Source organism: uncultured Maricaulis sp. (genome assembly GCF_947259345.1).
Classification (GTDB): Bacteria; Pseudomonadota; Alphaproteobacteria; order Caulobacterales; family Maricaulaceae; genus Maricaulis.
Window position 1 is genome coordinate 47,136 of sequence record NZ_CAMYLS010000013.1, and the last position, 22,959, is coordinate 70,094.

General features: G+C 62.6%; 19 protein-coding genes. 14 read left to right on the plus strand and 5 right to left on the minus strand.

All coding sequences use genetic code 11. The annotated features are described in order from the left end of the window. Positions 1-152 precede the first annotated feature (152 nt). From Q0X62_RS06580 to Q0X62_RS06605, 6 genes are all read left to right on the plus strand, one after another. Positions 153-2,042 (plus strand): winged helix-turn-helix domain-containing protein, encoded by a 1,890-nt coding sequence (locus Q0X62_RS06580; protein WP_297733000.1) that lies wholly within the window; start codon positions 153-155, stop codon positions 2,040-2,042. Positions 2,043-2,073: 31 nt separating this feature from the next. Next, on the plus strand, positions 2,074-3,126 hold the full coding sequence (locus tag Q0X62_RS06585) for an SMP-30/gluconolactonase/LRE family protein (RefSeq protein ID WP_297733003.1): 1,053 nt from the start codon (positions 2,074-2,076) through the stop codon (positions 3,124-3,126). A gap of 115 nt (positions 3,127-3,241) precedes the next feature. Beyond that, positions 3,242-4,129 carry an alpha/beta hydrolase gene (locus Q0X62_RS06590; RefSeq protein ID WP_297733005.1) on the plus strand — a complete coding sequence of 296 codons (888 nt, stop codon included), beginning with the start codon at positions 3,242-3,244 and terminating at the stop codon, positions 4,127-4,129. A gap of 20 nt (positions 4,130-4,149) precedes the next feature. After that, positions 4,150-4,959 carry a crotonase/enoyl-CoA hydratase family protein gene (locus tag Q0X62_RS06595; RefSeq protein ID WP_297733008.1) on the plus strand — a complete coding sequence of 270 codons (810 nt, stop codon included), beginning with the start codon at positions 4,150-4,152 and terminating at the stop codon, positions 4,957-4,959. A gap of 79 nt (positions 4,960-5,038) precedes the next feature. Continuing rightward, positions 5,039-5,212 carry a hypothetical protein gene (locus Q0X62_RS06600; RefSeq protein WP_297733010.1) on the plus strand — a complete coding sequence of 58 codons (174 nt, stop codon included), beginning with the start codon at positions 5,039-5,041 and terminating at the stop codon, positions 5,210-5,212. A 25-nt stretch (positions 5,213-5,237) separates the two neighbouring features. Further along, the gene (locus tag Q0X62_RS06605; RefSeq protein ID WP_366946115.1) at positions 5,238-5,534 is read left to right on the plus strand and encodes a GNAT family N-acetyltransferase; all 297 of its coding nucleotides are present in this window, start codon (positions 5,238-5,240) and stop codon (positions 5,532-5,534) included. A 14-nt stretch (positions 5,535-5,548) separates the two neighbouring features. Here Q0X62_RS06605 and Q0X62_RS06610 read toward each other — a convergent pair whose 3' ends face one another. Further along, entirely contained in the window at positions 5,549-6,208 is a 660-nt protein-coding gene (locus Q0X62_RS06610) for a Fe2+-dependent dioxygenase (RefSeq protein ID WP_297733016.1), read from the minus strand. A 93-nt stretch (positions 6,209-6,301) separates the two neighbouring features. Here Q0X62_RS06610 and Q0X62_RS06615 point away from each other — a divergent pair, with 93 nt between their 5' ends. The 6 genes from Q0X62_RS06615 to Q0X62_RS06640 all read left to right on the plus strand — a co-directional run bounded on the left by Q0X62_RS06615 (position 6,302) and on the right by Q0X62_RS06640 (position 13,509). Beyond that, positions 6,302-7,171 (plus strand): hypothetical protein, encoded by an 870-nt coding sequence (locus Q0X62_RS06615; protein ID WP_297733019.1) that lies wholly within the window; start codon positions 6,302-6,304, stop codon positions 7,169-7,171. A gap of 211 nt (positions 7,172-7,382) precedes the next feature. Then, on the plus strand, positions 7,383-7,766 hold the full coding sequence (locus Q0X62_RS06620) for a hypothetical protein (protein ID WP_297733022.1): 384 nt from the start codon (positions 7,383-7,385) through the stop codon (positions 7,764-7,766). A gap of 8 nt (positions 7,767-7,774) precedes the next feature. Then, positions 7,775-9,481 carry an ATP-binding protein gene (locus tag Q0X62_RS06625; protein WP_297733025.1) on the plus strand — a complete coding sequence of 569 codons (1,707 nt, stop codon included), beginning with the start codon at positions 7,775-7,777 and terminating at the stop codon, positions 9,479-9,481. A 71-nt stretch (positions 9,482-9,552) separates the two neighbouring features. Beyond that, positions 9,553-10,488, plus strand: a complete 936-nt coding sequence (locus tag Q0X62_RS06630; RefSeq protein ID WP_366946116.1) for a rhodanese-related sulfurtransferase — start codon at positions 9,553-9,555, stop codon at positions 10,486-10,488. Continuing rightward, positions 10,485-11,123 (plus strand): glutathione S-transferase, encoded by a 639-nt coding sequence (locus tag Q0X62_RS06635; protein ID WP_297733031.1) that lies wholly within the window; start codon positions 10,485-10,487, stop codon positions 11,121-11,123. The genes Q0X62_RS06630 and Q0X62_RS06635 overlap by 4 nt, the downstream gene beginning before the upstream one ends. Before the next feature lie 163 nt (positions 11,124-11,286). Beyond that, entirely contained in the window at positions 11,287-13,509 is a 2,223-nt protein-coding gene (locus Q0X62_RS06640; protein ID WP_297733034.1) for a TonB-dependent receptor, read from the plus strand. A 198-nt stretch (positions 13,510-13,707) separates the two neighbouring features. Here the strand turns inward: Q0X62_RS06640 and Q0X62_RS06645 are convergent, their stop codons facing one another. Together Q0X62_RS06645 and Q0X62_RS06650 are read right to left on the minus strand one after the other, a co-directional pair. Next, positions 13,708-16,896 carry an amidohydrolase family protein gene (locus Q0X62_RS06645; RefSeq protein WP_297733037.1) on the minus strand — a complete coding sequence of 1,063 codons (3,189 nt, stop codon included), beginning with the start codon at positions 16,894-16,896 and terminating at the stop codon, positions 13,708-13,710. Between the two features lie 194 nt (positions 16,897-17,090). Further along, entirely contained in the window at positions 17,091-17,459 is a 369-nt protein-coding gene (locus Q0X62_RS06650) for a hypothetical protein (protein WP_297733040.1), read from the minus strand. Between the two features lie 69 nt (positions 17,460-17,528). Between Q0X62_RS06650 and Q0X62_RS06655 the strand changes: the two genes are divergently transcribed. Beyond that, complete coding sequence (locus Q0X62_RS06655) at positions 17,529-19,079, plus strand: exopolysaccharide biosynthesis polyprenyl glycosylphosphotransferase (RefSeq protein WP_297733042.1); 1,551 nt, start codon at positions 17,529-17,531, stop codon at positions 19,077-19,079. 9 nt (positions 19,080-19,088) lie between these two features. Here Q0X62_RS06655 and Q0X62_RS06660 read toward each other — a convergent pair whose 3' ends face one another. Both Q0X62_RS06660 and Q0X62_RS06665 read right to left on the minus strand, forming a co-directional pair. Beyond that, positions 19,089-20,297 (minus strand): cellulase family glycosylhydrolase, encoded by a 1,209-nt coding sequence (locus Q0X62_RS06660; protein ID WP_297733045.1) that lies wholly within the window; start codon positions 20,295-20,297, stop codon positions 19,089-19,091. Beyond that, the gene (locus tag Q0X62_RS06665) at positions 20,294-21,373 is read right to left on the minus strand and encodes a GNAT family N-acetyltransferase (protein WP_297733048.1); all 1,080 of its coding nucleotides are present in this window, start codon (positions 21,371-21,373) and stop codon (positions 20,294-20,296) included. The genes Q0X62_RS06660 and Q0X62_RS06665 overlap by 4 nt, the downstream gene beginning before the upstream one ends. A 133-nt stretch (positions 21,374-21,506) precedes the next feature. Between Q0X62_RS06665 and Q0X62_RS06670 the strand changes: the two genes are divergently transcribed. Beyond that, a complete protein-coding gene (locus Q0X62_RS06670; protein ID WP_297733051.1) occupies positions 21,507-22,958 on the plus strand; it encodes an oligosaccharide flippase family protein in 1,452 nt (483 codons plus the stop codon). The last annotated feature ends 1 nt before the right edge of the window (position 22,959 follow it).

Here is a 22,959-nt window from a genome sequence, read left to right on the forward strand (position 1 = left end):
AATTTTCTGAGAATGATCGCGCGGGAAATATGGCCCACCCGCTTCGATTGCGGTAAGTGCTTGTTGGAAAAGAGTGTGGGGCCCACGTGTCAAGACAAACCAAGGCGGACCCGAGCGTGCGCAATCCCGCGCGCCTACTTGTCAGTGACGAGTTGACACTCGACCTCACGAATCAGACAGCGCAGCTGAGGGGCAATGATCTTCCACTCCGCCCCACCCCCTTCAAACTGCTCGCGCTCCTGATGGAGCAGGCGGAAACCGTCGTCACGAAGGCAGATATATTTGCGGCAATCTGGCCCGATGTCACAGTCGGCGACGACGTCCTGACGACAGCGATCCGCGATATACGCCGCGCCCTGAATGACGATGCTCGCGCTCCGGTCTACATTCGCACGCTGTCACGTCGCGGCTACATGTTTCAGCGTCCGGTCGTCCACGCCGACAGACCGGTTCGGCCAGAGACGGCCAGTACCGCGGTCACCGAACCGCCCGGCGCCACACCCGGCGCACGATCGCGTCTCGGTCTGATCATCGCAAGCGCGGCAATTTTCGGCGCGCTGGTCATAGCGCTGTTGCTTTGGCGCGACCCGCGACCGCCGAACACCGTCATGGCGCAATTGCAGATATCCGACGCCGAAGCGGCCCGCCTTGACGCATTGGCTCCCGGCTTTCGATCTGCCGTCACGCCCTCGTACCTGCAGGGACATTCCCTGGTCGGACCAGATGTGCGCGGCGTCGACCTGCGTCTGGAAATAGACGCCCGTACAGACACACCACAGCCCCGCCTGGGCCTGGCGGTTCGATACGTCGATCAGTCGGCCGCCTTGTATGAAACCGACCTCCCGATCATCGAACAGGACGGCACTCGCCTCGCCGCCAGCGTCGCGACCTTCGCGGACAACCTGCTGCAATGCACGGAAGATCTGCTCGGCGGCATGCGGCCGGAACGCGGGCGGGACCCCCGTCTGCTCAGCCTGGTCATGATGTTGTGCGACACGACGCGCGTGGCCGGCGGCCCAGGCGCCGATATCGACGCCTCGGAGGCCCTGTTGGCCGCCTATCCGGACGCCACGGACATCCAGGCGCTGCACGGGCTGATGCTGGCCAGCCGAACCAGCCGCTATATTTATGCCCGAAATGACCTGCGCGAAGATGCTATCCTGGAAAACGCAGCCTCGCTTCTGGCAAACGCGTCCGAGGCGGATCGGGCCTCGGCGGTGGTCGAGATGGCTGAGCGTATGCTGCAGGCCCGATCCGCACCGCTTTCCGAACGCGAAGCGCTGCTCGCGACGGCCGACACCAGGCACTGGCTTTCCTTGCGACCACTGGCCTGGCGGATCGGGCTGTTGCGCATGACCGGGCGGCTCGCCGACGCCGAATACCTGTTATCGGAGGCGCTGGATGACTGGCCGGCCCATCCCGGTCTCCATATCCAGCTTGCCCTGACGCGGGCGATGCGAGGCGACCACGCCCGATCCCGCGCCGCGCTGGTGGCAGCTCGCGAGCTCATGCCGGAAAATCCATCCATCGCGATCAGTCAATCCATTCTTGCCCAGTTCTATGGCGATGAAGCGCGGGCCCGCGAGGTCGGGTTGAACGGCGTACCGCCCCACATTCGGGTGTGTGCAGAGACTTTTGTCGCGGCGCGTTTCGACCCGTCAATTCCGCTTGAAGGCGCCTGCGACGGTCTGGACCCCACACAGTATGCCCGCATGCTGGCCAGTCTCGGAGCGACCGCCGACGCCATCGACCTGATGGAGCAATTCGACCCTTCGGCGTCGGGCCTGGCGATCATCCTGCACTATCCGGAATTTCTCGAGGCGTGGCACTCACCGCGCATGTGGGCCATTGCCCGCAATTTCGGGCTTGTTGATTATTGGCGTGACACCGGAATCCGGCCGGACATGTGTTTTCGCGACGCGCTCAGACCCGTCTGCAGCCGCGAGCTGGAACAGACCGGCGCGGCACCGGAACCAAACCGCCTCGAACCGGCCGGCATCGAGGAAAACGAGGACTTCCCCAGCACATCAGATTCCGGTTAGCTCGGACTGATCACGACTGGAGGGGGATGGTATGCGCCATTATCTTATCGGACTGGCCGGCCTGGCCGCGGTCTTTGGCCTGGCGGCCTACGGGCCGGGCTCCCTGGACGCCATGCATTTTGCACCACCTGCGCCCGACCCGGCCCTGGCCGCACGCTTCGAGATCGAGCGAATGCCAGTCCGGACGGAGCGACCGGACTTTCACGGCGCCGAAGACCTTGAACCCGGCCCGGACGGCCGTCTCTACGCGTCTCTGGCTGATGGGCGCATCATGGCGCGCTCCCGGGACGGTAACTGGCAGGAAGTGGGCAATACCGGCGGTCGCCCACTTGGACTGAGCTTCGGACCGGATGGGCGGCTTTATGTGGCGGATGCTCTCATGGGGTTATTGGCCCAGAGCCCGACCGGCTGGGATGTCTGGCTCGCCGCGGCGCCAAATGGCGGGCCGCTGGTCTTTGCCGATGATCTCACCGTGCTCGAAGACGGCCGCATCATCCTGACCGATGCCTCGCTGCGACATGCTTATGGCCATCACATGATGTCATTCCTCGAAGCTGAACAGACCGGCCGCATCCTGTCCGTCACGGCACCGCAGGAATTCACCGTGCTGGCGGACGGGCTCGGCTTCATCAATGGGGTGGATCACGACCCCGCCACCGGGCAGGTCTTTATCAACGAGACTTGGGCCGGGCAGATCTGGACGCTGAATCCGGACAGTGCCGAACTCACCCTTCTCATCGACGGCCTGCCCGGTTATCCCGACAATCTGGAATTCGACACGGAAACCGGCCTGATCTGGAGCGCCATGCCCTCGCTTCGATCCGAGGAGCTGGAAGCCCTGCATCCCCGCCCCCTGCTCAAGCGGCTGGTCTGGCGCTGGCTGCAGATCGCCGGCCTGCCGCCCCTGCCCGAACGCCCGGCCATGGCGATTGCGCTCACGCCAGAGGGCGAGACCGTTCACACCCTGCGCGGGCAGATCGAGGATGCCGATGGCATCACCACTGTACTGGTCTGGAATGACGAATTGTGGACAGCGGGCCTCGCGCGTGACGGAATCACGGTGTTCGGCACGCTTGGCGATTAGGCCGCACCGCAAATAACACAGCTGCATGCGCGGCATGCAGACAAGTCTGCTCACGCTGGTCGAACCGGATCGCGGCTGCGCCTAGCTTGGGCAGATCAAGCATCGGAGTCGCGGTATGAACAAGACGAGCGATGACAGCGCCAGCCCGATCCGGTTTCGGCACACGCTGCCGGACGGAGAGATGGGCGGCCTCGCCTGGCCTGGTCCCGGCAAGCCCCGCCTCGTCTTCATTCATGCCAACGGTTTCTGCGCGGGCGCGTATCGGCAAATGCTCGGCCGCTTGTCTCCCTTCTTCGACATCCTCGCACCCGATCTTCGCGGGCACGGGACGACGCGGCTGCCAGCAGAGCCCGAACACCACCACAGCTGGGAGATTTATGCCGGCGACATGACCCGCTGGGTAAACACACTGGCCCCGGCACCGGAGTTCTTCGCCGGGCATTCCATGGGCGCCATAATCTCACTGCTCGCGGCGAGCCGACTGCCCAGGCCCGTTTCCCTCGCCCTTGTCGAGCCGGTTATCCTGCCACCACTCGTCTATCTGATGGCGCGCGGCCCGTGGAAAGGCCTGATGCGGGGCCGGATCGGTATCGCCAAGGCGGCCCGCAAACGCTTCGATGGCTGGGCAGAGAGATCCGACGCCGCGAGGCGCTATGCGCGCCATCGCACATTCCGAAACTGGGCACCGGGAGTTCTGGACGATTACCTTGAGGACGGGCTGAACCAGACCGACACAGGCGAGATACGTCTGTCTTGCAACCCATACTGGGAGGCGGCCAATTACGAGGCTCAAGGGCATGACATTGGCGCCGCGTTGCAAAGGCAGACCGGACCGCTCAGCGTGCTGAAGGCGGAACAGGGCTCGACCATTGTCAATCCACGGGCCCTGACGGGTCGAGGCTTCGGCATCGATTTGATGACCGGTGCCGGGCATCTGGCACCGATGGAGGCCCCGGAGCGGGTCGCCGACTGGATTGCCGGAAAATTGATATGCCGGGTCTGATCAGATTGGAGGAGATCGACATGACACAGGAAGAACGTTTCGCCGATCGGGTCGTCGTCACGATTTCCGGTCATGTGGCCGAGGTCCGGCTGGATCGGCCGGACAAACTCAATGCCATCGACCCGGCCATGTTCGAAGGTCTGCTGCAAGCGGGCCAATTCCTCTCCGAACAGGACCGGGTGCGCGCCGTCGTGCTGAGCGGCGAAGGCCGCATGTTTTGTGCCGGGCTGGACTTTGCGAGCTTCGCGGCCATGGCGGGTGACGCAGCGGCGATGGAGCCACTGGAAACGCGGACCCATGGCTTGAGCAATCGACCCCAGCATGCCTGTTTGCAATGGCGAGAGCTGCCCATGCCTGTGATTGCTGCCATTCAGGGCGGCGCACTGGGTGGAGGACTGCAAATCGCCCTGGGCGCAGACATCCGCCTTGTGACACCGGATGCCCGCCTGGCCATCGCCGAGATTCGTTGGGGCCTCGTACCCGACATGGGTGGCTGTGTCGTCTTGCCGGGCCTGATGCGCGATGACCGGATTCGCGATCTGACCTATTCCGGTCGCGATGTGACAGGCGACGAGGCTGTTCGTCTGGGCCTCGCCACCCGTGTCGAAGCGGATCCGCGCGCCGCCGCCCTGGACATGGCTCGCGCGATTGCCGGGCGCAGCCCGTCCGCGATGCAGGCGAGCAAGCGGCTCCTCAATCAGGCCGCGTCGGATGATACCGCCGCGGTCCTCCTCGCGGAGTCGCGCGAGCAGGCCGCCTTGATGGGCGGATCGCACCAGGTGGAAGCCGTCATGGCCCAGATGGAAAAGCGTCCGCCGATCTTTGACTGACACATTGCGGGTCGCGCCGCTCAAGTGGAGGCACTGTCTTTCCGAACCGCGCGGTAATCGCGCCGCAAAGGCTTCCCATATGACAGCTCACGAAAGCGAGGCTGTCATGCGATTTCTCGGTATAATCCTGTCCCTTCTGATCCTGGCCGGCACCGGCGTGCTTGTCTGGCAGGATGGTTTGCGTGGCGATGAGCTGGTTGTGCGCCCTGCCCCGGCCATCGATAGTTCCGACCCCACCCGATCCCGGGCGTGAGCGCGAAGGAGACCCACCAATGACCATCACGATCACCCGCGAGGAAGACGGCGCAAAAGGGCGCTTCATTGCACATGTCGAAGGCCAGTCAGAGACGGGCGAAATGACCTGGTCGCGTCTCTCATCCAGCCGCGTCATCGTTGATCATACAGGTGTGCCAGATAGTCTGCGCGGGATGGGCGTCGGCGCAGCGCTTGCCCGTCACGTCGTCGAAACCGCGCGGGCCGAGGGCTTTACGATTCTGCCCCTTTGTCCGTTTCTGAAAGCTCAGGCTGAACGCCATTCGGATTGGTCAGACGTGATCGAGCTAATTGGACGCTGACGCGCCAATCGCGCTCAGTCCTCGGCCCATTGACGCAGAAGATTGGCCTTGGTCTTGAGGATCAGGTCGAGCTCACGCGTCTTGCCCTCGCGCTCGAAAAGGCGGTTCGAGACCTGATCGAGATCGAAAAGGATTTCGCGCTGGTCCGCGCGGCGCACAAGTGACCGGACCCACCCGACAACCGCCAGCCTCTCGCCGCTGGTGACCGGGGCGACATGATGAATGGCCGAAGTGGCGTAGAGGACGGCATCGCCAGGATCGAGCTTGATTTCGGTCTCGCCCTCCGTTCCGTCCATGACCAGCTCACCGCCCTCATAACTGTCCGGCGCGCTGAGAAAGAGGGTGAAAGAGAGATCCGCCCGGCGCCCCCCCATGAGCGCATCATCAATATGGGGACCGTATTCCATACCCTCACGATAGCGCGAGACCAGAATGCGCGAGAGCGCCTTGGGACGGGCAAAGCTGACAAAGCCGGCATGGGTCATCAAGGCCTTGCGGACCTCGCTGCGGACCGTATCGACACGGGCGCCGGTCTCCAGCTGTTCATTGTCCTTCACATCGCGGGCGACGCGGCCCGCCGTCTTGCCACCATCCCTGAACACCCCCTCACCGATCAGCCTGCGGAGATGATCGACTTGCTCAGGCGAGCAGACATTTTGCAGATGAATGAGCATGAGCCATCCTGCGACTAATTGTCATTTGCTTGAAAAGCCATTAGGCCTTTATCGCATTGATGAGAGTGAAATCCATCCGCGAAAGGAAGTCTCATGGGGATCAAGCGTCGCACGCGTGTCTGGACATCGGTTGGAACCGCCGCACTCCTGGGCGGCTTGGCCAGTTGCAGTGACCCCGCGGAAGCCCCGGTCGGACCGGACACCCATGAAGACAGCCGGGCGGCGAGCGCTGCGGCCTTCTCGGAAGGAGAAGGTGAAGGTGAAGGTGAAGGTGAAGGTGAAGGCGGCGGCAGCGGCGGCGAATTCGGCATCGATCCGCTCGAGGCTGAAACCAATCCGGTCATTTACCTGACAGCCCTGGAAGTCATGCGCGCTCACTACCTGGCCGGTATTGATGCTTTTGAAGCCGGCGAACGCACTGCGGGTGCAGAGATGTTCGCGCACCCGATTTCCGAGATTTATATCGATTTCGAACCTGTTCTGGATGCCCGCGGAGCGCCCCTCTTCGGCGACATCATGACGGATGCGTCGGTCGCGCCCTATTCCGGTGAAAGCGATGACGCCATTGCGGCGCGCGTGGACGACGTCATCACGGCAATCGACACCGCCTCCGATTTCGCGCCACGCAATCACCTCTCTCCTGCCGGTGTCCATGCCCGGGTCATGACCGATCTGATTGAGCGCGCCGCCCTGCAATTCGAGGTGCTCGCCACCAATCCGGATGCACAGGAAGCCTATCTCGACGGCTATGGCTTTGCCCGCGCTGCGGAACGCTATGCCGGCCATCACCTCGAACAGATTGCCGATGGCGATGCCGACCTCGCCCTGCTGCTCGGACGTGCGGTTGGTGCCATACAGACCGCCTTTCCAACGGCAACACGGCCAACCGTGCTCGCAGGCGACAGCACCAATCTTCTCGCTCTGGCTGGCCAGGTTCGCGCCGGAGCCGACGCGCTGCGCTGACGACCGACATCCAAGTGTGATAGCCGACACATCGGCGCTGACCTGCGGACTTTATAGTCGCTGAATGTCAGAACCGGTCAGCCCTCACGACGCACACATCACGCCCCGCATAATTTTACCCGACACGCAGGACACGAATCGACGTTGAGGTTGGGGTTGAGGCGCAAATTGTAGCATGGTCGCGCCAAACGGGCTGAACTGGAGATTTCTGATGGGATATTTCGACATCAATAACTTCATGCCCCATGGCATGTGTTTTCTCTGGCGGCCTGAATTGGTGGGCATGCATGTCATCGCCGACCTGGCCATCGCCCTCGCCTATTTCTCCATTCCGATCACCATCATGATCTTTCTGCGCCGTCTCGAGCAGGCCCTGCCTTTTCGCTGGGCGTTCATCATGTTTGGCATTTTCATTTTGTTTTGCGGCATCAATCACGTGATGAATATCGTCGTGCTTTGGTACCCGCTCTATTATGTCGAAGCGGTGCTCAAGCTCTTTACCGCCGCCGCCTCCATTGCGACAGCGGTGCTGATGCTCCCCTTGGTTCCGGTTCTTCTCGACCGGTTTACGCGGATTTCGGAATCGGAAGGATAGGCCCGCCCTTGTCGCAACCAGCTGACGCGTCGACACCGTCCCGGCCCGAAACGGAGAGCGAGTATGAGACGCTCTCCGGCCTGCTGCACGCCTATCGAACCCCCGTTGCGATCATCCTGTTCGGGATCATGGTCTCGCTGATCCTTTTCTTCGCGACACTGGTCGGACAGACCCGCGACAAGGAAAACGCCTTTCGTAGCTACGCACTCGCACGGGTCGTTGAACTGGACGGCGCCATGGCGACCCTGGACGTCGAGTTGCGTCAACTCGCCCAGGTGATCGATAGCGGCCTCACGCCAGACGACGCGTTGAACATTTTCAGGACCGCGGGAGTACGCAATCATATCCCGGTGGTCCGTGATATGGGGATTGTCGAGGGTGGCCGCCTACGCGGCGCCCTGGACAGCGAGATCGGCCAAACCGTCGCCCGGGAGATCGGCGCCCAGATGGCCCGCGATGTTGTGCCAACCGGTTCAGCCATTCTGCCGCTCCCGGGTGATGACAGGAGCAATAGCCGCTTTGCCATTATCTTGGGCCTGCCGGAACGCCCCGAGCTGTTTGCTTATGTAGCCTCTGATCTCGATGTCATGCTGGCGAGCCCCGCCGGCCCCGCTGACCCACTTTGGGTGGTCATCAACATCGCCGACCGCGCACCGACGCACGCGCTTGTCGATACTGCGCAAATGCAAGTCCGGGGCGATCGACCCGATATGGACATCCAGTTGGCGCTCGATAGCGCGCCCTTCATGGTGCGCTGGGCGGCTGCCGCGCCCTTCTCCGAAATTCGCGCAACCATCCTGCCTCGCCGATCCTTTTTGATGCAGCCGGGGGCACTGCCCTGGGTGGTGCTTGCCTCCGCCCTCTTTGCCACCCTGACTATTGGCGCCATCTCGCTGAAAGACGCCCGCCGGTCCGACGAGATACGCCGCGAAGTGACCCGAAAGACCGCAGAGCTGAGCCGTTCCAACGCCATAATCGCAGCCAAAAATGCCGAGCTGGACCGATTTGCCGCGCACGCATCGCACGATTTGCAAGCGCCGCTCAGGGCCATGAAGGGAATTTCCTCATTGCTGGTCGAGCGCCAGCTCGATCTGGATGAACGGTCGCGGGATATGCTCGAGCGCATCAACCGGGGCGCGGATCGCGCTCAACGTCTGGTCCAGGATCTGTTGACCTATACCCGCGCGGATCGCCAGGAAGCCCGCGTGAAATTTATCGAGCCCGAGGCGCTCATCAGCGAAATCGAGGAATTGCTCGGCGCCGCGATCACCGACTCCAACGCCCAACTGAATTGGCAATTGGACACGCCAATCTACGGCGACCCCTTCCTTTTGGTCCGCATGCTTCAGAATCTGGTCGGCAATGCGATCAAATATTGCGGAGACGCCGAACCAGAGGTTCATATCCACGCCCGTCGGGTCGGCGATAACGTCCTGATCAGCGTTACCGATAACGGGATCGGAATCGACAAGGCGTATTTCGGGCGCATCTTCCAGGTCTTCGAGCGTCTGCATGGTGGCGATACCTATGAAGGCACCGGGATAGGCCTGGCCTTGTGCCAACGAGCCGCGGAACTGCATGGCGGCGACATCGCGGTAACCTCAACACCCGGAGAAGGGTCATGCTTTACCGTGCGCCTTCCGGGAAACCTCGCAACAAAGGTCGAGGATTATGACAACTCGACGCCGCAGCGCGCCGTGTCAAATGATCGCTAGGCTGCGACACCACCTGACAGACCTGATGATCGGCTGGTATAGGCGGGACAACTTGTTTGCTACGGACCGCCATGCCCTCCTTCCTGGTTGCCGCCCTCTATAAATTTGCGCCGTTGAACGCGGATGCGACACTGCAAGACGACATTCGCACCTTGTGTGTGAGTGAGCATGTCTTCGGCACGCTTCTGCTCGCCAGCGAGGGAATAAACGGCACGATTGCCGGTCCGGACAACGGTGTTCGGGCCGTTCTCGCCCGCCTGCGCGCTCTGCCTGGTTTCGCGGATCTGGAGCACAAGGAGAGTCGCGCCGAGACCCAGCCTTTCCTGCGCATGAAAGTCCGGCTGAAGCGTGAGATCGTCACCATGGGTATCACCGATATCGATCCGGTCGGTGCCGTCGGGACCTATGTCGAACCGGAAGACTGGAATGACCTCATCACCGCACCCGATGTGGTGACTATTGATACGCGGAATGATTACGAGGTCCGGATCGGACAATTCGCCGGGGCGATCAATCCGAAGACCGTCTCATTCCGCGAATTCCCCGACTGGTTCCGGACCTTCCGTGAAACCCGCCCCAACGCCCGCATCGCCATGTATTGCACAGGCGGCATCCGCTGCGAGAAAGCAACGGCGTTCGCGCGGATGGAAGGCGTAGACGAGGTTTTTCATCTCAAGGGCGGCATTCTGAAATATCTTGAGCAGATTCCGGAGGCCGAAAGTCGATGGGAAGGCGAGTGCTTTGTCTTTGATCGCCGTGTGGCTGTCACCCACCGGCTGGAAATCGGCACGCACACACTTTGCCATGCTTGCCGGGAACCTCTGGGTCCCGAAGACCTGCGATCACCGGACTATCTTCCTGGCCACGCCTGTCCGCATTGTGTCGAGATCCGCACCCCGGAACAACGTGAACGTTATGCCGAGCGCCATCGCCAGGAAGAGCTGGCCCGCGCGCGCGGCGAACGCCATCTCGGCCAGCCGGGAGCGCCGCGCGAGGCCGACGCATGAGCACCGACCGGCCCATCCTCTGGTCCTTCCGGCGCTGTCCCTATGCGATGCGCGCGCGGCTCTCGCTGCACGTCGCCGAAATCGAGATCGAGCACAGGGAAATCCTGCTGCGCGACAAACCGGCGGCGATGCTGGACGCGTCGCCGAAAGGCACAATCCCGATTCTCGTCCTGCCTGACAGGACAGTGATTGATGAAAGCCTGGACATCATGCTTTGGGCGCTCAGGCGGCATGACCCGGAAGCCTGGCTGCGCAATGAAGCCGCCGCACTGGCGCTGGCCCACGCCTGTGACACCGAATTCAAGCCGCATCTCGACCGCTACAAGTATGCGACGCGCTATGACGGTGCCGACCCCGATGCGCACCGGACCGCCGCCGCCGAATTCGTGTCCGAGCTGGAAGCCCGGCTCAAACGCTCCGCATCGCTCGATGGCGAGCATGACGGGCTTGCCGATCACGCCATCTTCCCCTTTATCCGGCAATACGCGCACACTGATCGGGACTGGTTTGCTGGGCAGGATTGGCCCGCAGTCCAGGCATGGCTGACGCGTCACCTCAACTCTGGTCGATTTGCTGAAATCATGCGCAAATACCCCTTGTGGACGGCCGCTTCAGACACTCACGATGCCACGTGATGCAATGAATCCACAATCGTGGACAGACTTCTGCTGCGGCGCAGCATAAAGCTGTCACAGAACCGAATTATCCGTTATCGGAGAGTCCATCCTCGTTGTGCCACTCTCCGTGAAGCCCACTTCGCTGGCACAGCCCAAACTGGTTGGCTCGAAAGATCTCCTCATGACCCATGCATCCACCGCCCGCAAACGCGTGCAGCTCGCCGGCGTCAGCGCCCTCGCGCTCACCGCCCTCATCCCGACCATGGCTGCCGCTCAGTCCGCACCGACATCGACCACCACGGTCGAAACGATCATCGTGACGACGACACGTCGCGAGGAGAACGTCCAGGACATTGCCAATTCGGTGACGGCTCAGTCCGGCGAAGCCCTCGCCCCGCTGACCGAAGGCGGCGCCGACATCCTCAGCCTCGCCGCCCGCATCCCGTCGGTCTATGCGGAAAGCTCCAATGGTCGCGTCGCCCCGCGCTTCTATATCCGCGGCCTCGGCAATACAGATTTCGACCTCGCCGCCTCGCAGCCAGTCTCGGTGATCATGGACAATGTGGTGATGGAAAACGTCATCCTGAAATCCTTCCCGCTGTTCGACGTCGCCCAGGTGGAAATCGCCCGCGGCCCGCAGGGCACGCTGTTTGGCCGCAACACGACGGCCGGTACGATCAAGTTTGACTCGGTCCGTCCGACCCAGGAAACCGACGGATATGTCAGCGTCTCGGCCGGCTCCTACGGCACGACGAATCTGGAAGCCGCAATGGGCGGTGCCCTGGTCGAGGACGTTCTGAGCGCCCGGCTCTCGCTGCTCTCACAGCACCGCGATGACTGGATCGACAATGGCTTCACCGGCGAGAACAACGCGCTCGGCGGCTTTGATGAGCAAGCCGGCCGCGCCCAGCTACTCTACACGCCGACCGAGTCCTTCGAGGCGCTGCTGAACGTGCATGCCCGATCGCTGGTCGGCACCTCGGCCGTCTTCCGCGCCAATATCCTGACCCCGGGCGGCAATGCGCTGAACGGCAATTATGTGCGCGACGAAGTCTATTTCGACAGCACCTTCAACAATCCGCAGGCCTATGACAGCTGGGGCACCAGCGCGGCGCTGAACTACTACACCGATACCGGGGTAACCCTGACCTCGATCACCGGCTACGAGACCGCCGAGGGCTATTCGCTCGGCGATATTGATGGCGGCAATCTGGTCACCGGACCGGGCGTCATTCCCTTCCCGTCTGAAACCCAGGACGGCATCGACACGCTCGAGCAATTCACCCAGGAATTCCGCGTCGCCTTCAGCGACGACCAGGCGACCACCTGGCAGCTTGGCGCCTACTATTTCGAAGGCGAGTTCGACATCACCACAGTTGGCCCGAATGGCGGCTTCCCGCCCTCAACCACCGTGCGCCACGACAACACACTGTGGTCGGCCTTCGGGCAGGTCAGTCATCAGCTGAATGACAATCTCGAGCTCTCCGGTGGCCTGCGTTTCACGCATGACGCCAAGTCGCTGATCGGCGTGGTGACCTCCATACCGGTCACGCCGGTCTCCGTGTCGGATGACCAGTTCAGCTGGGACCTGTCGGCCTACTACGATCTGGATGACCGCCAGGCCGTGTTCGCACGCCTCGCCCGCGGTTTCCGCGGCCCGTCAATCCAGGCCCGTGACGTGGCTTTCTTCAACCCGCCCTCGATCGCCAACAGCGAAACATCGACCTCGTTTGAAGTTGGCTACAAGTCCGAGCCGCTTGATGGTCGCGCCCGCTTCAATGCGACGGCCTTCTACTACCAGGTCGACGACCTGCAGCTTTCCGCTGTTGGCGGCGGCGGCAATCTTGTCCAGCTGGTCAACGCCGATCGCGGCGTTGGCTATGGCTTCGAGATCGACAGTGAGATGTGGGTGACCGACAATCTCTTCGTCACCGCGGGCCTGTCATGGAATGAGACCGAGCTGCAGGACAATGACCTGGAAGTCGGCGTGTGCGCCCAGTGCACAGTGCTCGATCCGGATGCGGACAATGATGGTTTCGTCGAAGTCGACGGCAATCCCTTCCCGCAGGCCCCGGATTACATCCTCTCCTTCACCGCCCGCTACTCCATCCCGGCCGACAATGGTGGCGAATGGTTCGCGTATACGGACTGGTTCTACCAGGGACGCACCAACCTCTTCCTGTACGAGTCCGAAGAGTTCTACTCGGACGGCAATTTCGAAGGGGGTCTGCGCCTCGGATATGCCGGTGAGCTGGACGGCGGCCAAGATTACGAACTGGCCGTCTTTGCCCGCAATATCACCGACGAAGACAATCTCGTGGGTGGCATCGACTTCAACAACAATACCGGCTTCGTCAATGAGCCGCGCATAGTGGGTGTCTCCTTCCGAGCCAGCCTGAACTAGGCCTCGCAAGGAAAGTTAACAAATGAAAAGCTCCGGGAATTTTCCCGGAGCTTTTTTTATTCGGTGAAATCTGCGGCCGGTGATGGCAAGGTGATCCTGACGCTGCTCAAGGCAGTTTGTTCACCTGATTTCCCCCCGAGACTGAGGGCGCTCCCGTTGAGCGCCCTCTTTCTTTTTCGCGGTCCAGCCCATGCGCCACTACTCCCAGAAATAGGGTTCGCGCACGCGATCGCCGGTGACTGTCTCATTCATCGTATCGGCCTCGTAAAGGCGGCCATTGAGCATGACGTATTCGATCTCGTCCGTATTGCCGATATCGTCGAGCGGGTTCGCCGTCATGACAACAAGGTCGGCCAGCTTGCCGACTTCCAACGAACCGAGATCCGCGTCGAAGCCAAGATGACGGGCCGGCGCCATGGTCGCTGTCTCAAGGGCCTGGAGCGGCGTGAAGCCGCCGCGGACGAAGGACCACATCTCCCAATGGGCAGCGAGACCCTGCTGCTGACCATGCGCGCCGATGGAGACATCGACACCCCGATTGCGCAACTGAAGCGCCGTGCGGGCATTGTCGTCGTCGACGAAATCCTCCTCCGGCGCCGTGGTGCGACGCACCGAGCCAGCCTGCAGGATACGCGGCGGGGCATGACGGGACAGGATCGGGTGCAGCCAGACATCCGTCGCCTGGCGCCAATATGGATCACCAGCCAGACCGCCATAGGTCACCACGATGGTCGGCGTGTAAGCGACCTCGGTCTGCGAATACATCTGCAGCACATCCTCATAGATCGCGGAGAGTGGCAGATTGTGTTCGATCGAAGTATTGCCGTCGGCGACCATGGCCATGTCCATGTGATAGTTGGACCCGCCTTCGGCGACGACTTCGACGCCGGCCTCTATGGCCGCCGCAACGACCTGCTGGCGCTGGTCACGACGCGGTTGGTTGTAGTTCTTGATCGAGTGAGCGCCTTGCGAAGCCAGGCGGAAGACGTGTTCCTGCGCGTCCTCGTAATTGTCGATCTGCGCATAGACGGAGGCCGCCCGCGCGCCATAAACAATCTCGCCCGTGGAGTAGATACGCGGCGCCAACAGGTTGCCAGCACGCTGATACTCGCCGGCCGTGAAGATCTGGCTCGCCCGGTTGGACGGGTCGTGAATGGTCGTCACACCCAGAGCGAGATGAGCGATGACCGCCCAGTTCTGCTCCGGAATGATATCGCCCGTGCCCTGCGGCCCGTGCGCGTGCGCGTCGATAAAGCCCGGGGTGATCGTGCGACCGGACATGTCGACGGTCCGCGCGCCCTCCGGAACCGCCACATCAGCACCCACGGCGGCAATGCGATTGCCGTCGATCACGATCGTACCGCTCTCGATCACACCGCCATCTTCGCCCGCCATTGTGATGATGCGGGCATTGGTCAGGGCGACCATTCCGGCCGGCCGGTCAGACGTGGCCGTGATTGACAGATCTAGCCCCTCGGTCGGCGGCGTATACTCGCGCTCGCCGGTCGGGTCGGGCCGGAAATCAGCCACATCGGCCGTGTAGAACGTCGGTCCCATCGACCAGTGGACGGCATCACCGCTGCCACTCCAATGAAAATAGCTGCCGCCATTGCCGGACACTTCCACGGTGGGAAGCGCGGAACTGCCGCGACCGCCGGACACCGATTGCGGTCCGGGCAGAAGCGGTTGGACGAAGACATCGTAATTCTGGCGGAAGGCGACATGGGTGCCGTCCGGCGAGACCTGATAACCCGTGACCAGATCACCGGTCACATGGGTGCGCTCATTGGTGCCGTCCAGATCCATGGAGACCAGGCTGGCGCCACCGCCGCCACGCGTCACGAAGATGCGGTCATTCGAGCTGCCGAAATGCGGGTCGGATCCGCTATCGCTGACGCGAACCATGTCACCGCCATCAGCCGGGACGCGATAAACCCCTTCATTCTCGGACCATTCCGGCGCGGTCAGGAAACCGCCCGAGCCCTTTTCGAAGACCACGGTCTCGCCATCGGGCGAGAAGCGCGGATTGCGATAATGACCCGGCTCGTCCGTCAGCACGCGCTCGCGACCACCCCGGGCGGAAATCGTGCGGATCGAGCCCAGTTCTTCATCATCCCAGGTCACGAAAGCGATCGTGCGGCCATCGACCGACCAGGTCGGCATCATCTCGCGGCGCGTACCGTCATCGCGCGTCAAACGGCGCGGTTCGCCTCCATCCGCACTGCGCACCCAGAGCTGACCGAGTGTCTCATAAACAACCTGGCTGCCATCGGGGGATGCCGTGGCGAAGCGCGGCATGCGAGTCTGGAAAGTGTCGGGCGCCACCTCGACCGACGGGCGCGGCGGGTCGATCACATCGCGCGTATCATTGACGCTGAAGGGGATATTGGTGACTTCGCCGGTCTCGACATCAACCCGCTGGATACCGCCCTCGGCCCAATAGACGATGGAGCCGCCATCCGGCATCCAGTCCATATTGGGATACATGCCGGTCACGCCCCAGGTTTCCTGCATGTCCTGATCGACAGCATCGACGAGGCGACGCTCCTCTCCGGTCTGCAGATCCTTGATCCACAGGCCGGACTGGATCCGGTCACGACGCACAAAAGCCATGTAACGGCCATCCGGCGATGGTGCGGGCCGCACCGCGCCGCCAGCCCCGGACACAGCCGTGTCGGTCTCGCCGGTTTCCATGTCATAGCGACGGATATTGAACAGGTCGGTGTTGGAGTCCTGGGCGTAGATGAAGGTGTTCCCGGAGGTCACATTCTGCGTGTAGTAGAGATATCGGCCATCCGGCGAGAAGATCGGCTCGCCAAGCTCTTTCTGGAAATTCTCATTGGGACGCTCGACCAGCTGGACGCCGCCGCCACCCAGGACGTGATAGAGCCAGATTTCACCGGTACCCGCCGAACGCGTCGTGGTGAAATGCTTGCGCGCCGCGATATAGCGACCCGACGGATGCCAGGCGCCATTATTGAGAAGGCGGAAACTTTCCTCGGTGAGCTGGCGCGCACCCGAGCCATCGACATTCATGATCCAGATATTGTCACCGCCGGCGCGATCGGAGGTGAAGGAAATCTGGCTGCCATCCGGCGAAAAGCGCGGCTGGATCTCCCAGGGCAGGCCGGAGGAGATATTGGTCGCCTCACCGCCTGTGATCGGCATGGTGTAGATGTCACCCAAAAGATCGAAGGCGATCGTCTGACCGTCCGGACTGACATCCAGCGACATCCAGGTGCCTTCGGTGACATTGATGTCGATCGCGCGCGTCTCGAGCGGTGGATTGGCAACATCCCAGCCCTCGGCGGCCTCGTCCTGCATGGCAAAGGCCGGCGCAGCGGAAAGCATTGTACTGGCAGCCAGAATTGAAACAAATTTGGTCATCTCTTCCCCCAAGAATTGGAATCTTGGGGCAGAGACTAGGGCGCAAACCGGCTGACCACAAACTGACCTGTCCGTAACATTTGCGCGACCGGTCGGGCGGAGCTGCTGGCGCTAGTGCGCTCCGCCCATGCGACCGAGGCGGACCTTGTAGTCATCAACCAGTTCATAGGCCGGGTCATCATCGCTATCGACCATCAACGTCCCGGCCGTATCAGAAGCTTGTGGCAATCGCGGCTGAGATGGCGCAACTCGATCCGCTTGCCCGCCTGGTCGCATTGCAACGCCAGGCCCTCCATCGCCAGCAGGGCAGACGGGTCGACCACGCGGCCGTCGGCGAAATCGCGCACGACGCGGTCGCGGTCATTCCCGCCGAGGCGCTCACCGGCCTGGATGTGCCGCGCTGCGTTCCACGCATAGACCGGGGCCGAAACGATGACACCGATAATGACCGCGATGGCGAGGTCGGCATACACCGGCTGGCCGAGGCGGATGACCCGCCCAGCGACGACATCTATGGCCACCAGCGGTGCCCGGTTCGACGACGCGGCGTGGTAACACTTCACTAACCACGCTTCTCAACGAAATCTTTTGCCTGCTCTGCTCCAATGGCGCCAAGATCGATGGGGACAGCTGTGGATTACTCCAACGCACCACGCACGAATGGCCAACAAATGCCGAAAGCCACCGGCCCGGCCAATGATACGTCAGACGCCCTGCGCCCGTCCAATCCAGACACGGCAAGCCTGACCCGCGCCCACATGAAGGCGGATGCGCGCGCGCCGCGCCACCGCATCAATCGCAAGGCGCTGGGCCATGTCTGGCAAAGCCTTGATATCTTCGTCATCCTGATCCTGACTGTGACCGGTGCCTATGCCATGTCCGGCGGTGCTGTGACCGAAGTCGCCGCGGGCGAGCTCCTGCCCTTGCTGGCCTTCGCGGCCCTGTGCCCTGCCTTGGCCATGCTGATGCGCCTCTACAAGGTGGAGCCGCGCGAGACAGCGTCGGGGCGCTTGCTCCGGGCCCTGACCGCGACCGCCACAGCCGGGACCGTCATCACCGCCCTCGCCCATGTCACGGCGCCGAATGTCATGCATCTCGTGGCAACTTTCGCCATCACAAGCGTCGGTGCCGTTACCCTGCTTCACGTCATCTATGCCGGCTTCATCCAGCACTGGGCCAAGGCCGGTCGTCTGGCCCGCAATGTCGTGCTGGTCGGCGCAACGCCCAATGCCAGCAAGCTGATCAAGGCCAATGCCGGTTCAGGCACCGTAAATGTTGTCGGCATCTTTGATGACCGCAAGGCCCGCAGCCCCCAGGCCCTCGCCGGTGCGCCCTATCTGGGCACGACGGATGATCTGCTCAGCTGGTCACTTCTGCACGAGGTCGACCGCATCATCCTGACCGTGACACCCAAAGCCGAGGATCGTGTCCGCTTGCTTCTGACCAAGCTGCGCGCCCTGCCGCACACGGTGTGTCTCTTGCTGGATCTGGATTCCTTTGACCCGGCTGAAACCTCGCTGGACGACATTGTCGGAGTCCAGGCTGCCCGCATGAGCGGCGTCGAGGAGCGTTTCGGCCACTTGTTGGCCAAACGCCTGCAGGACATCTTATTCGGCCTTGGCCTCTTTCTGGCGACATTGCCCCTGATGATGCTGATTGGCTTGGCTGTGCGCCTTGACAGTCGCGGTCCGGTCCTGTTCCGGCAAGTCCGCGAAGGCTTTAATGGCCGCCCCATAAATGTGCTGAAATTCCGCACCATGCGCCACGACCCGAACGCAGCCGACAAGCCGGTGCGTCAGGTCGAACTGGATGACCCGCGCGTCACGCGGATCGGCGGTTTCCTGCGCAAGACGAGTCTCGATGAATTGCCGCAATTGTGGAATGTCCTGACCGGCGACATGTCCCTCGTCGGCCCGCGTCCGCACGCACCCGGAATGCGAACCGGTGGCACAGAGACGGCCAATCTTGTCGCTGAATATGCCCACCGTCACCGCGTGAAGCCCGGAATAACCGGGTGGGCCCAGGTCAATGGCTCGCGCGGCCCCCTGCACTCGCCTGAGGCCGCCCGTGAGCGGATCGCGCTGGATGTTGCCTATATCGACAAATCCAATTTCTGGTTCGATATCTGGATCATGCTACGCACCCTGCCGGCACTGCTGGGCGACAAGATCAATATTCGCTGAGACCGAAATCTACCGCCGCAGGAAGGGGACGGGCCGCGCGGCATTAGACGACCAGGCCCGTGACAGAGTGTCCAACAATGCCGATTGCGGATCCGGCTGGCGCGCACCAGCATCCCCTCCATAGAGCGGGTTAAACCGGTTCTCGGCATTCTCGTACACACGCCAGCCACTATCCCAACGGAATACCGACCAGGCCGCGCCTTGGGCTTCTGCCGCTGCGATACGGCGGGCTAGATAACCCGCAGCGCCGGGCGCCCAACGTGACACGCCGAACTCGCCGAGCATCCAGGGTCCGGACATTGGTTGATCAAACTCAGCCAGGGACGGGTTGAATTCGATATCGGCACCCGCGCCCTGATGGGTGTAGTCGCGCGGCGAATAATCATGAACGGCCAGGACCTGGCCTGACACGGCGTGGCGGTCAATCAGCCCGGCGAACGCCAGATTGGCATAACCATCCGGACTGACGAGAATTGGCGTCTCCGGATCAACCGCCCGAACGGCCCGGCTCAGACGCCCACAGAGCGATGGCCAATCCGCGGGTGTCCCGGCTACCGCTTCGGCCAGGCGATCGGCGTCCCAGATATCCAGATCATCGCCATCGGGTCCGCGCGCGGCCAGATTGGCGTTAGGCTCCACCATCAGGAGATACCCGGCCAGATTGGAATAATGCCTGAAATGGCGCGCCGTATGGGCCCACATCGCCTCCCAGCCATCTTGCGCCTCGCACGATTGCCAAACGCGTTCATTGATGTGGTCGGCCGGAAACCAGCTTCCGGCCTGGTCGCGATGAAACGTAAATTCGCTCCGGCCAGGCCCGGTCCGAAAGCCGATCACGACATAGAGGCCCTGACGTGCACACCGACGAATGATGGCATGCAAATGTTGCTCGATCGCCGGGTCGATCGCAAAGGGCGGCGCCTCGCCAGCCAGCCCGGGATGTGACAGCACGACCAGATTGGCGCCAAGACGTGCCAGGCGCGCCAGCGAGGCATCACTGACTGGTGCCCCCACAGATCCGCGTCCCAGAAATTCGGGCCCATCAATTTCAGGATAAACACGCCGCTGGGCGATGACGGCACCGCGCAAATGAACGCCAGTCGCATTGTCCCAGAGCTGCAGACGGTTTGGTCTGGCCTGGGACCAAACGCCGCCCGCCGGCGCCGCCATGGCAGCGGTCGCGGCCAGGAGGCCGTGGCGTCTCGTGACGCCGGTCACAGCGCCTGGAAGCCGGTAACCCGGCCGAGTTTTCGAAGAACCTTGTCCGGCCAGTGCCTTGCCGGACCGAGCGGCGCGCGGGAACACGCCTCGGCCAAAGCCTGGCTTGACCGGGCCAGCCCTCCACGCAGGGATGGCGTCGTAAATCGACCGCTGACAAGGCCGGTCTGACTGCTCGACAAGTCCTTTTTGAAGCCATAATCGCCCGGGCCGAGCTCAACACCGAGATGACCGATGGCACCGGCTGTGCGCGCCATTTCCACAAGCAATAAAACACCGGGGCTCAGGCGACTGTGATCCGGCTCGAAAGCGGGAAACCAATAGTGGCAAAGCCGGTCGCTTGCCATGCCGACATGGACAGCAATGATCTGATCGCCGACGCGCAAGCTCGAGCTCACGCCGGAAAAATAATCGCCTTGGCGCCGGAGGACCGCCTTGAGCAAGCGTCCGGTCCACCTCACGGAAAACACATCGAAAACGCCCGTCCGGCGATACTGCGCGCGCTTCAGCCGAACCATCGCCTCAAAAACATCAGCCTGGTAATCGGCCATCACGAAACTGTGGCCGCCATCGATTTCCTCAAGCCGCCGGAGACGCGTCGCTATATTGCGCATTGCCTTGGGATTCATCGACTTGCGGTCCGCCTGCCAAGCCTCAAAACCCGCAGCCAGATCGATAACCCAGGAACCATCCGGCGCACCAGCGCCCTGCGCAAATCCACGCTGACTGGCCAGGGCACTGTGAAAGTCAAAAACCGGAATGCCGGCCTTGGCCAGCCAGGATGCGGGATCCGCTGCGCCGGGCTGCGGGGCAATGACCCCGTGCACATCACCCAGCGGGCCGGCAAGCGGCCGCGCAAAGCCAAGCCGTCCGGCCTGGAAAGGAAGAAAACCGACAACCGCGCCACGCTCGCGCACAACAAGGACGCGCGTATCATCGCGCGCCTCCTCGCAACACTCGGCGAATTCCAGCGCGAAATAGGGGCTGGCCAGCGTCGCTTCAGACGCCACGAAGGCACGCCAGGCCCCACGCTCCGCATCGGTCAACTCGCTCGGTTTTCGACAATCGACCTGCATCGGTCCCAACCTTGTCCCCGTCAGGAATCCCAGATTAGGCGCAACGCCTTAGCAGGCGGTGAACGAATCCAACCTCGCCCGCAAAGCGGCACCGCTCTTGCAAGCTTCCCCTCTCAGGCGAGCGGAGCGTTTCATGCTTGGACGACACCTCCTGGGCTATCTGCCCGTGCAATTGGCGCAAGTCCTGGTCGGATTTGGCAGTGTGGCCGTGTTCACGCGGATCATGCCGGCCGACGAATACGGACGTTATGCCATTGCGATTGCAGCGCTTTCCCTGACCCACATCGTGACATTCACCTGGCTGGAAGCCGCGGTCGCACGCTTCCACGCGCGGGCCGAAACGCGCGGTCGACTGCGCGATCACCTGGCCACGGCCTACGGTCTCTATCTGGTCATCGCTGTTCTGGCGGGCGGCGCTCTTGTGCTGGGCGTGAACATTCTGCCGGTTGATCCGAAGCTGCAATCCGCGCTCGGCTTTGCGGTGGTCTCGCTCATTTTGCGCGCCCTCTTGCAAATCGGCCTCGAAACCCATCGCGCCGGCGGCGATGTGGGCCGCTATTCCGCGCTGGAGGCCGGGTATCTCATGGTGGGATTCCTGGTTGGAATCGGCGTCATCCTGGCCACTGACCTCGGGGCGGCCGGCGTGTTCGTCGGAACGGCTGTCGCCGCACTGGTCATGCTGACCTTCGACCTGCCGGTGATGTTGCGACGCGCCGCGAAGGGCCGCCGCCAGCCCGTGCGGGCTGGCAGCTTTGCGCGCTACGGTGCTCCGCTCTCCATTTCCCTGATTTTCGAACACTTGCTCTCGGTCGGAGACCGTTTCCTGATCGCCGCCCTGATCTCCCAAGGCGCCGTTGGCATGTATGCCGCAGGGTATGGCCTCGCAGACCGGCTTCTGGACGTCATCTTCATCTGGTTTGGCGCCGCCGTCTGGCCACTCACCATCAAGGCCTTCGAGAAGGACGGCATTGCCGCGGCCCAGGCGATGGCGGGCCGCGCTGCGGGTCTGATGGGACTGATCTGCTTCCCTGCGGCCGCCGGTCTCGCCCTTGTCGCGGGACCGTTGACCACGCTGATCATCGGCGAGTCCGTTCGGGCCGAAGCGGCGACCATCCTGCCCTGGATTGCCCTGTCCGGCTTGATGAAAGGCATGATGACCTACTATTTCCACGAGGCCTTCACCCTGACCCGGAAAACCGGCGCCATGGCGACGATCATGGCGGTGTCCGCGGCTTTCAATCTCGGCCTCAACCTTCTGCTCATCCCGGTCTTTGGCATTGCCGGGGCAGCGATGGCCACGGTTGTCGCCTACGCCCTCGCCCTGCTGGCCTGCGCCATGCTGGGACGCCGGCACTTCACCCTGCCCCTGCCCTGGGCGGACTGGATCAAGGCCGGTGCGGCGACGGCGGTCATGGCCGCGGCCGTCTTCGCCCTCCCTGACATTGGCACGGCCTGGATCGATCTGCTCACGCGCGCTGGAATTGGCGGCGTTGTTTACGTGATTTCAGCCTATTGCCTGGATATTGCCGGATGCCGGTCCTGGGCGCGTGAGGCTCGCCTCCTTTTTCGACCGGCGGGGGTGTGAG

Excerpts from the sequence above, each read along its gene's own strand:
- Q0X62_RS06585 (WP_297733003.1), top strand. The coding sequence starts at position 2,074 with ATGCGCCATTATCTTATCGGACTGGCCGGCCTGGCCGCGGTCTTTGGC.
- Q0X62_RS06590 (WP_297733005.1), top strand. The coding sequence starts at position 3,242 with ATGAACAAGACGAGCGATGACAGCGCCAGCCCGATCCGGTTTCGGCAC.
- Q0X62_RS06595 (WP_297733008.1), top strand. The coding sequence starts at position 4,150 with ATGACACAGGAAGAACGTTTCGCCGATCGGGTCGTCGTCACGATTTCC.
- Q0X62_RS06600 (WP_297733010.1), top strand. The coding sequence starts at position 5,039 with ATGACAGCTCACGAAAGCGAGGCTGTCATGCGATTTCTCGGTATAATC.
- Q0X62_RS06610 (WP_297733016.1), bottom strand. The coding sequence starts at position 6,208 with ATGCTCATTCATCTGCAAAATGTCTGCTCGCCTGAGCAAGTCGATCAT.
- Q0X62_RS06615 (WP_297733019.1), top strand. The coding sequence starts at position 6,302 with ATGGGGATCAAGCGTCGCACGCGTGTCTGGACATCGGTTGGAACCGCC.
- Q0X62_RS06620 (WP_297733022.1), top strand. The coding sequence starts at position 7,383 with ATGGGATATTTCGACATCAATAACTTCATGCCCCATGGCATGTGTTTT.
- Q0X62_RS06630 (WP_366946116.1), top strand. The coding sequence starts at position 9,553 with ATGCCCTCCTTCCTGGTTGCCGCCCTCTATAAATTTGCGCCGTTGAAC.
- Q0X62_RS06635 (WP_297733031.1), top strand. The coding sequence starts at position 10,485 with ATGAGCACCGACCGGCCCATCCTCTGGTCCTTCCGGCGCTGTCCCTAT.
- Q0X62_RS06640 (WP_297733034.1), top strand. The coding sequence starts at position 11,287 with ATGACCCATGCATCCACCGCCCGCAAACGCGTGCAGCTCGCCGGCGTC.
- Q0X62_RS06645 (WP_297733037.1), bottom strand. The coding sequence starts at position 16,896 with ATGACCAAATTTGTTTCAATTCTGGCTGCCAGTACAATGCTTTCCGCT.
- Q0X62_RS06665 (WP_297733048.1), bottom strand. The coding sequence starts at position 21,373 with ATGCAGGTCGATTGTCGAAAACCGAGCGAGTTGACCGATGCGGAGCGT.
- Q0X62_RS06670 (WP_297733051.1), top strand. The coding sequence starts at position 21,507 with ATGCTTGGACGACACCTCCTGGGCTATCTGCCCGTGCAATTGGCGCAA.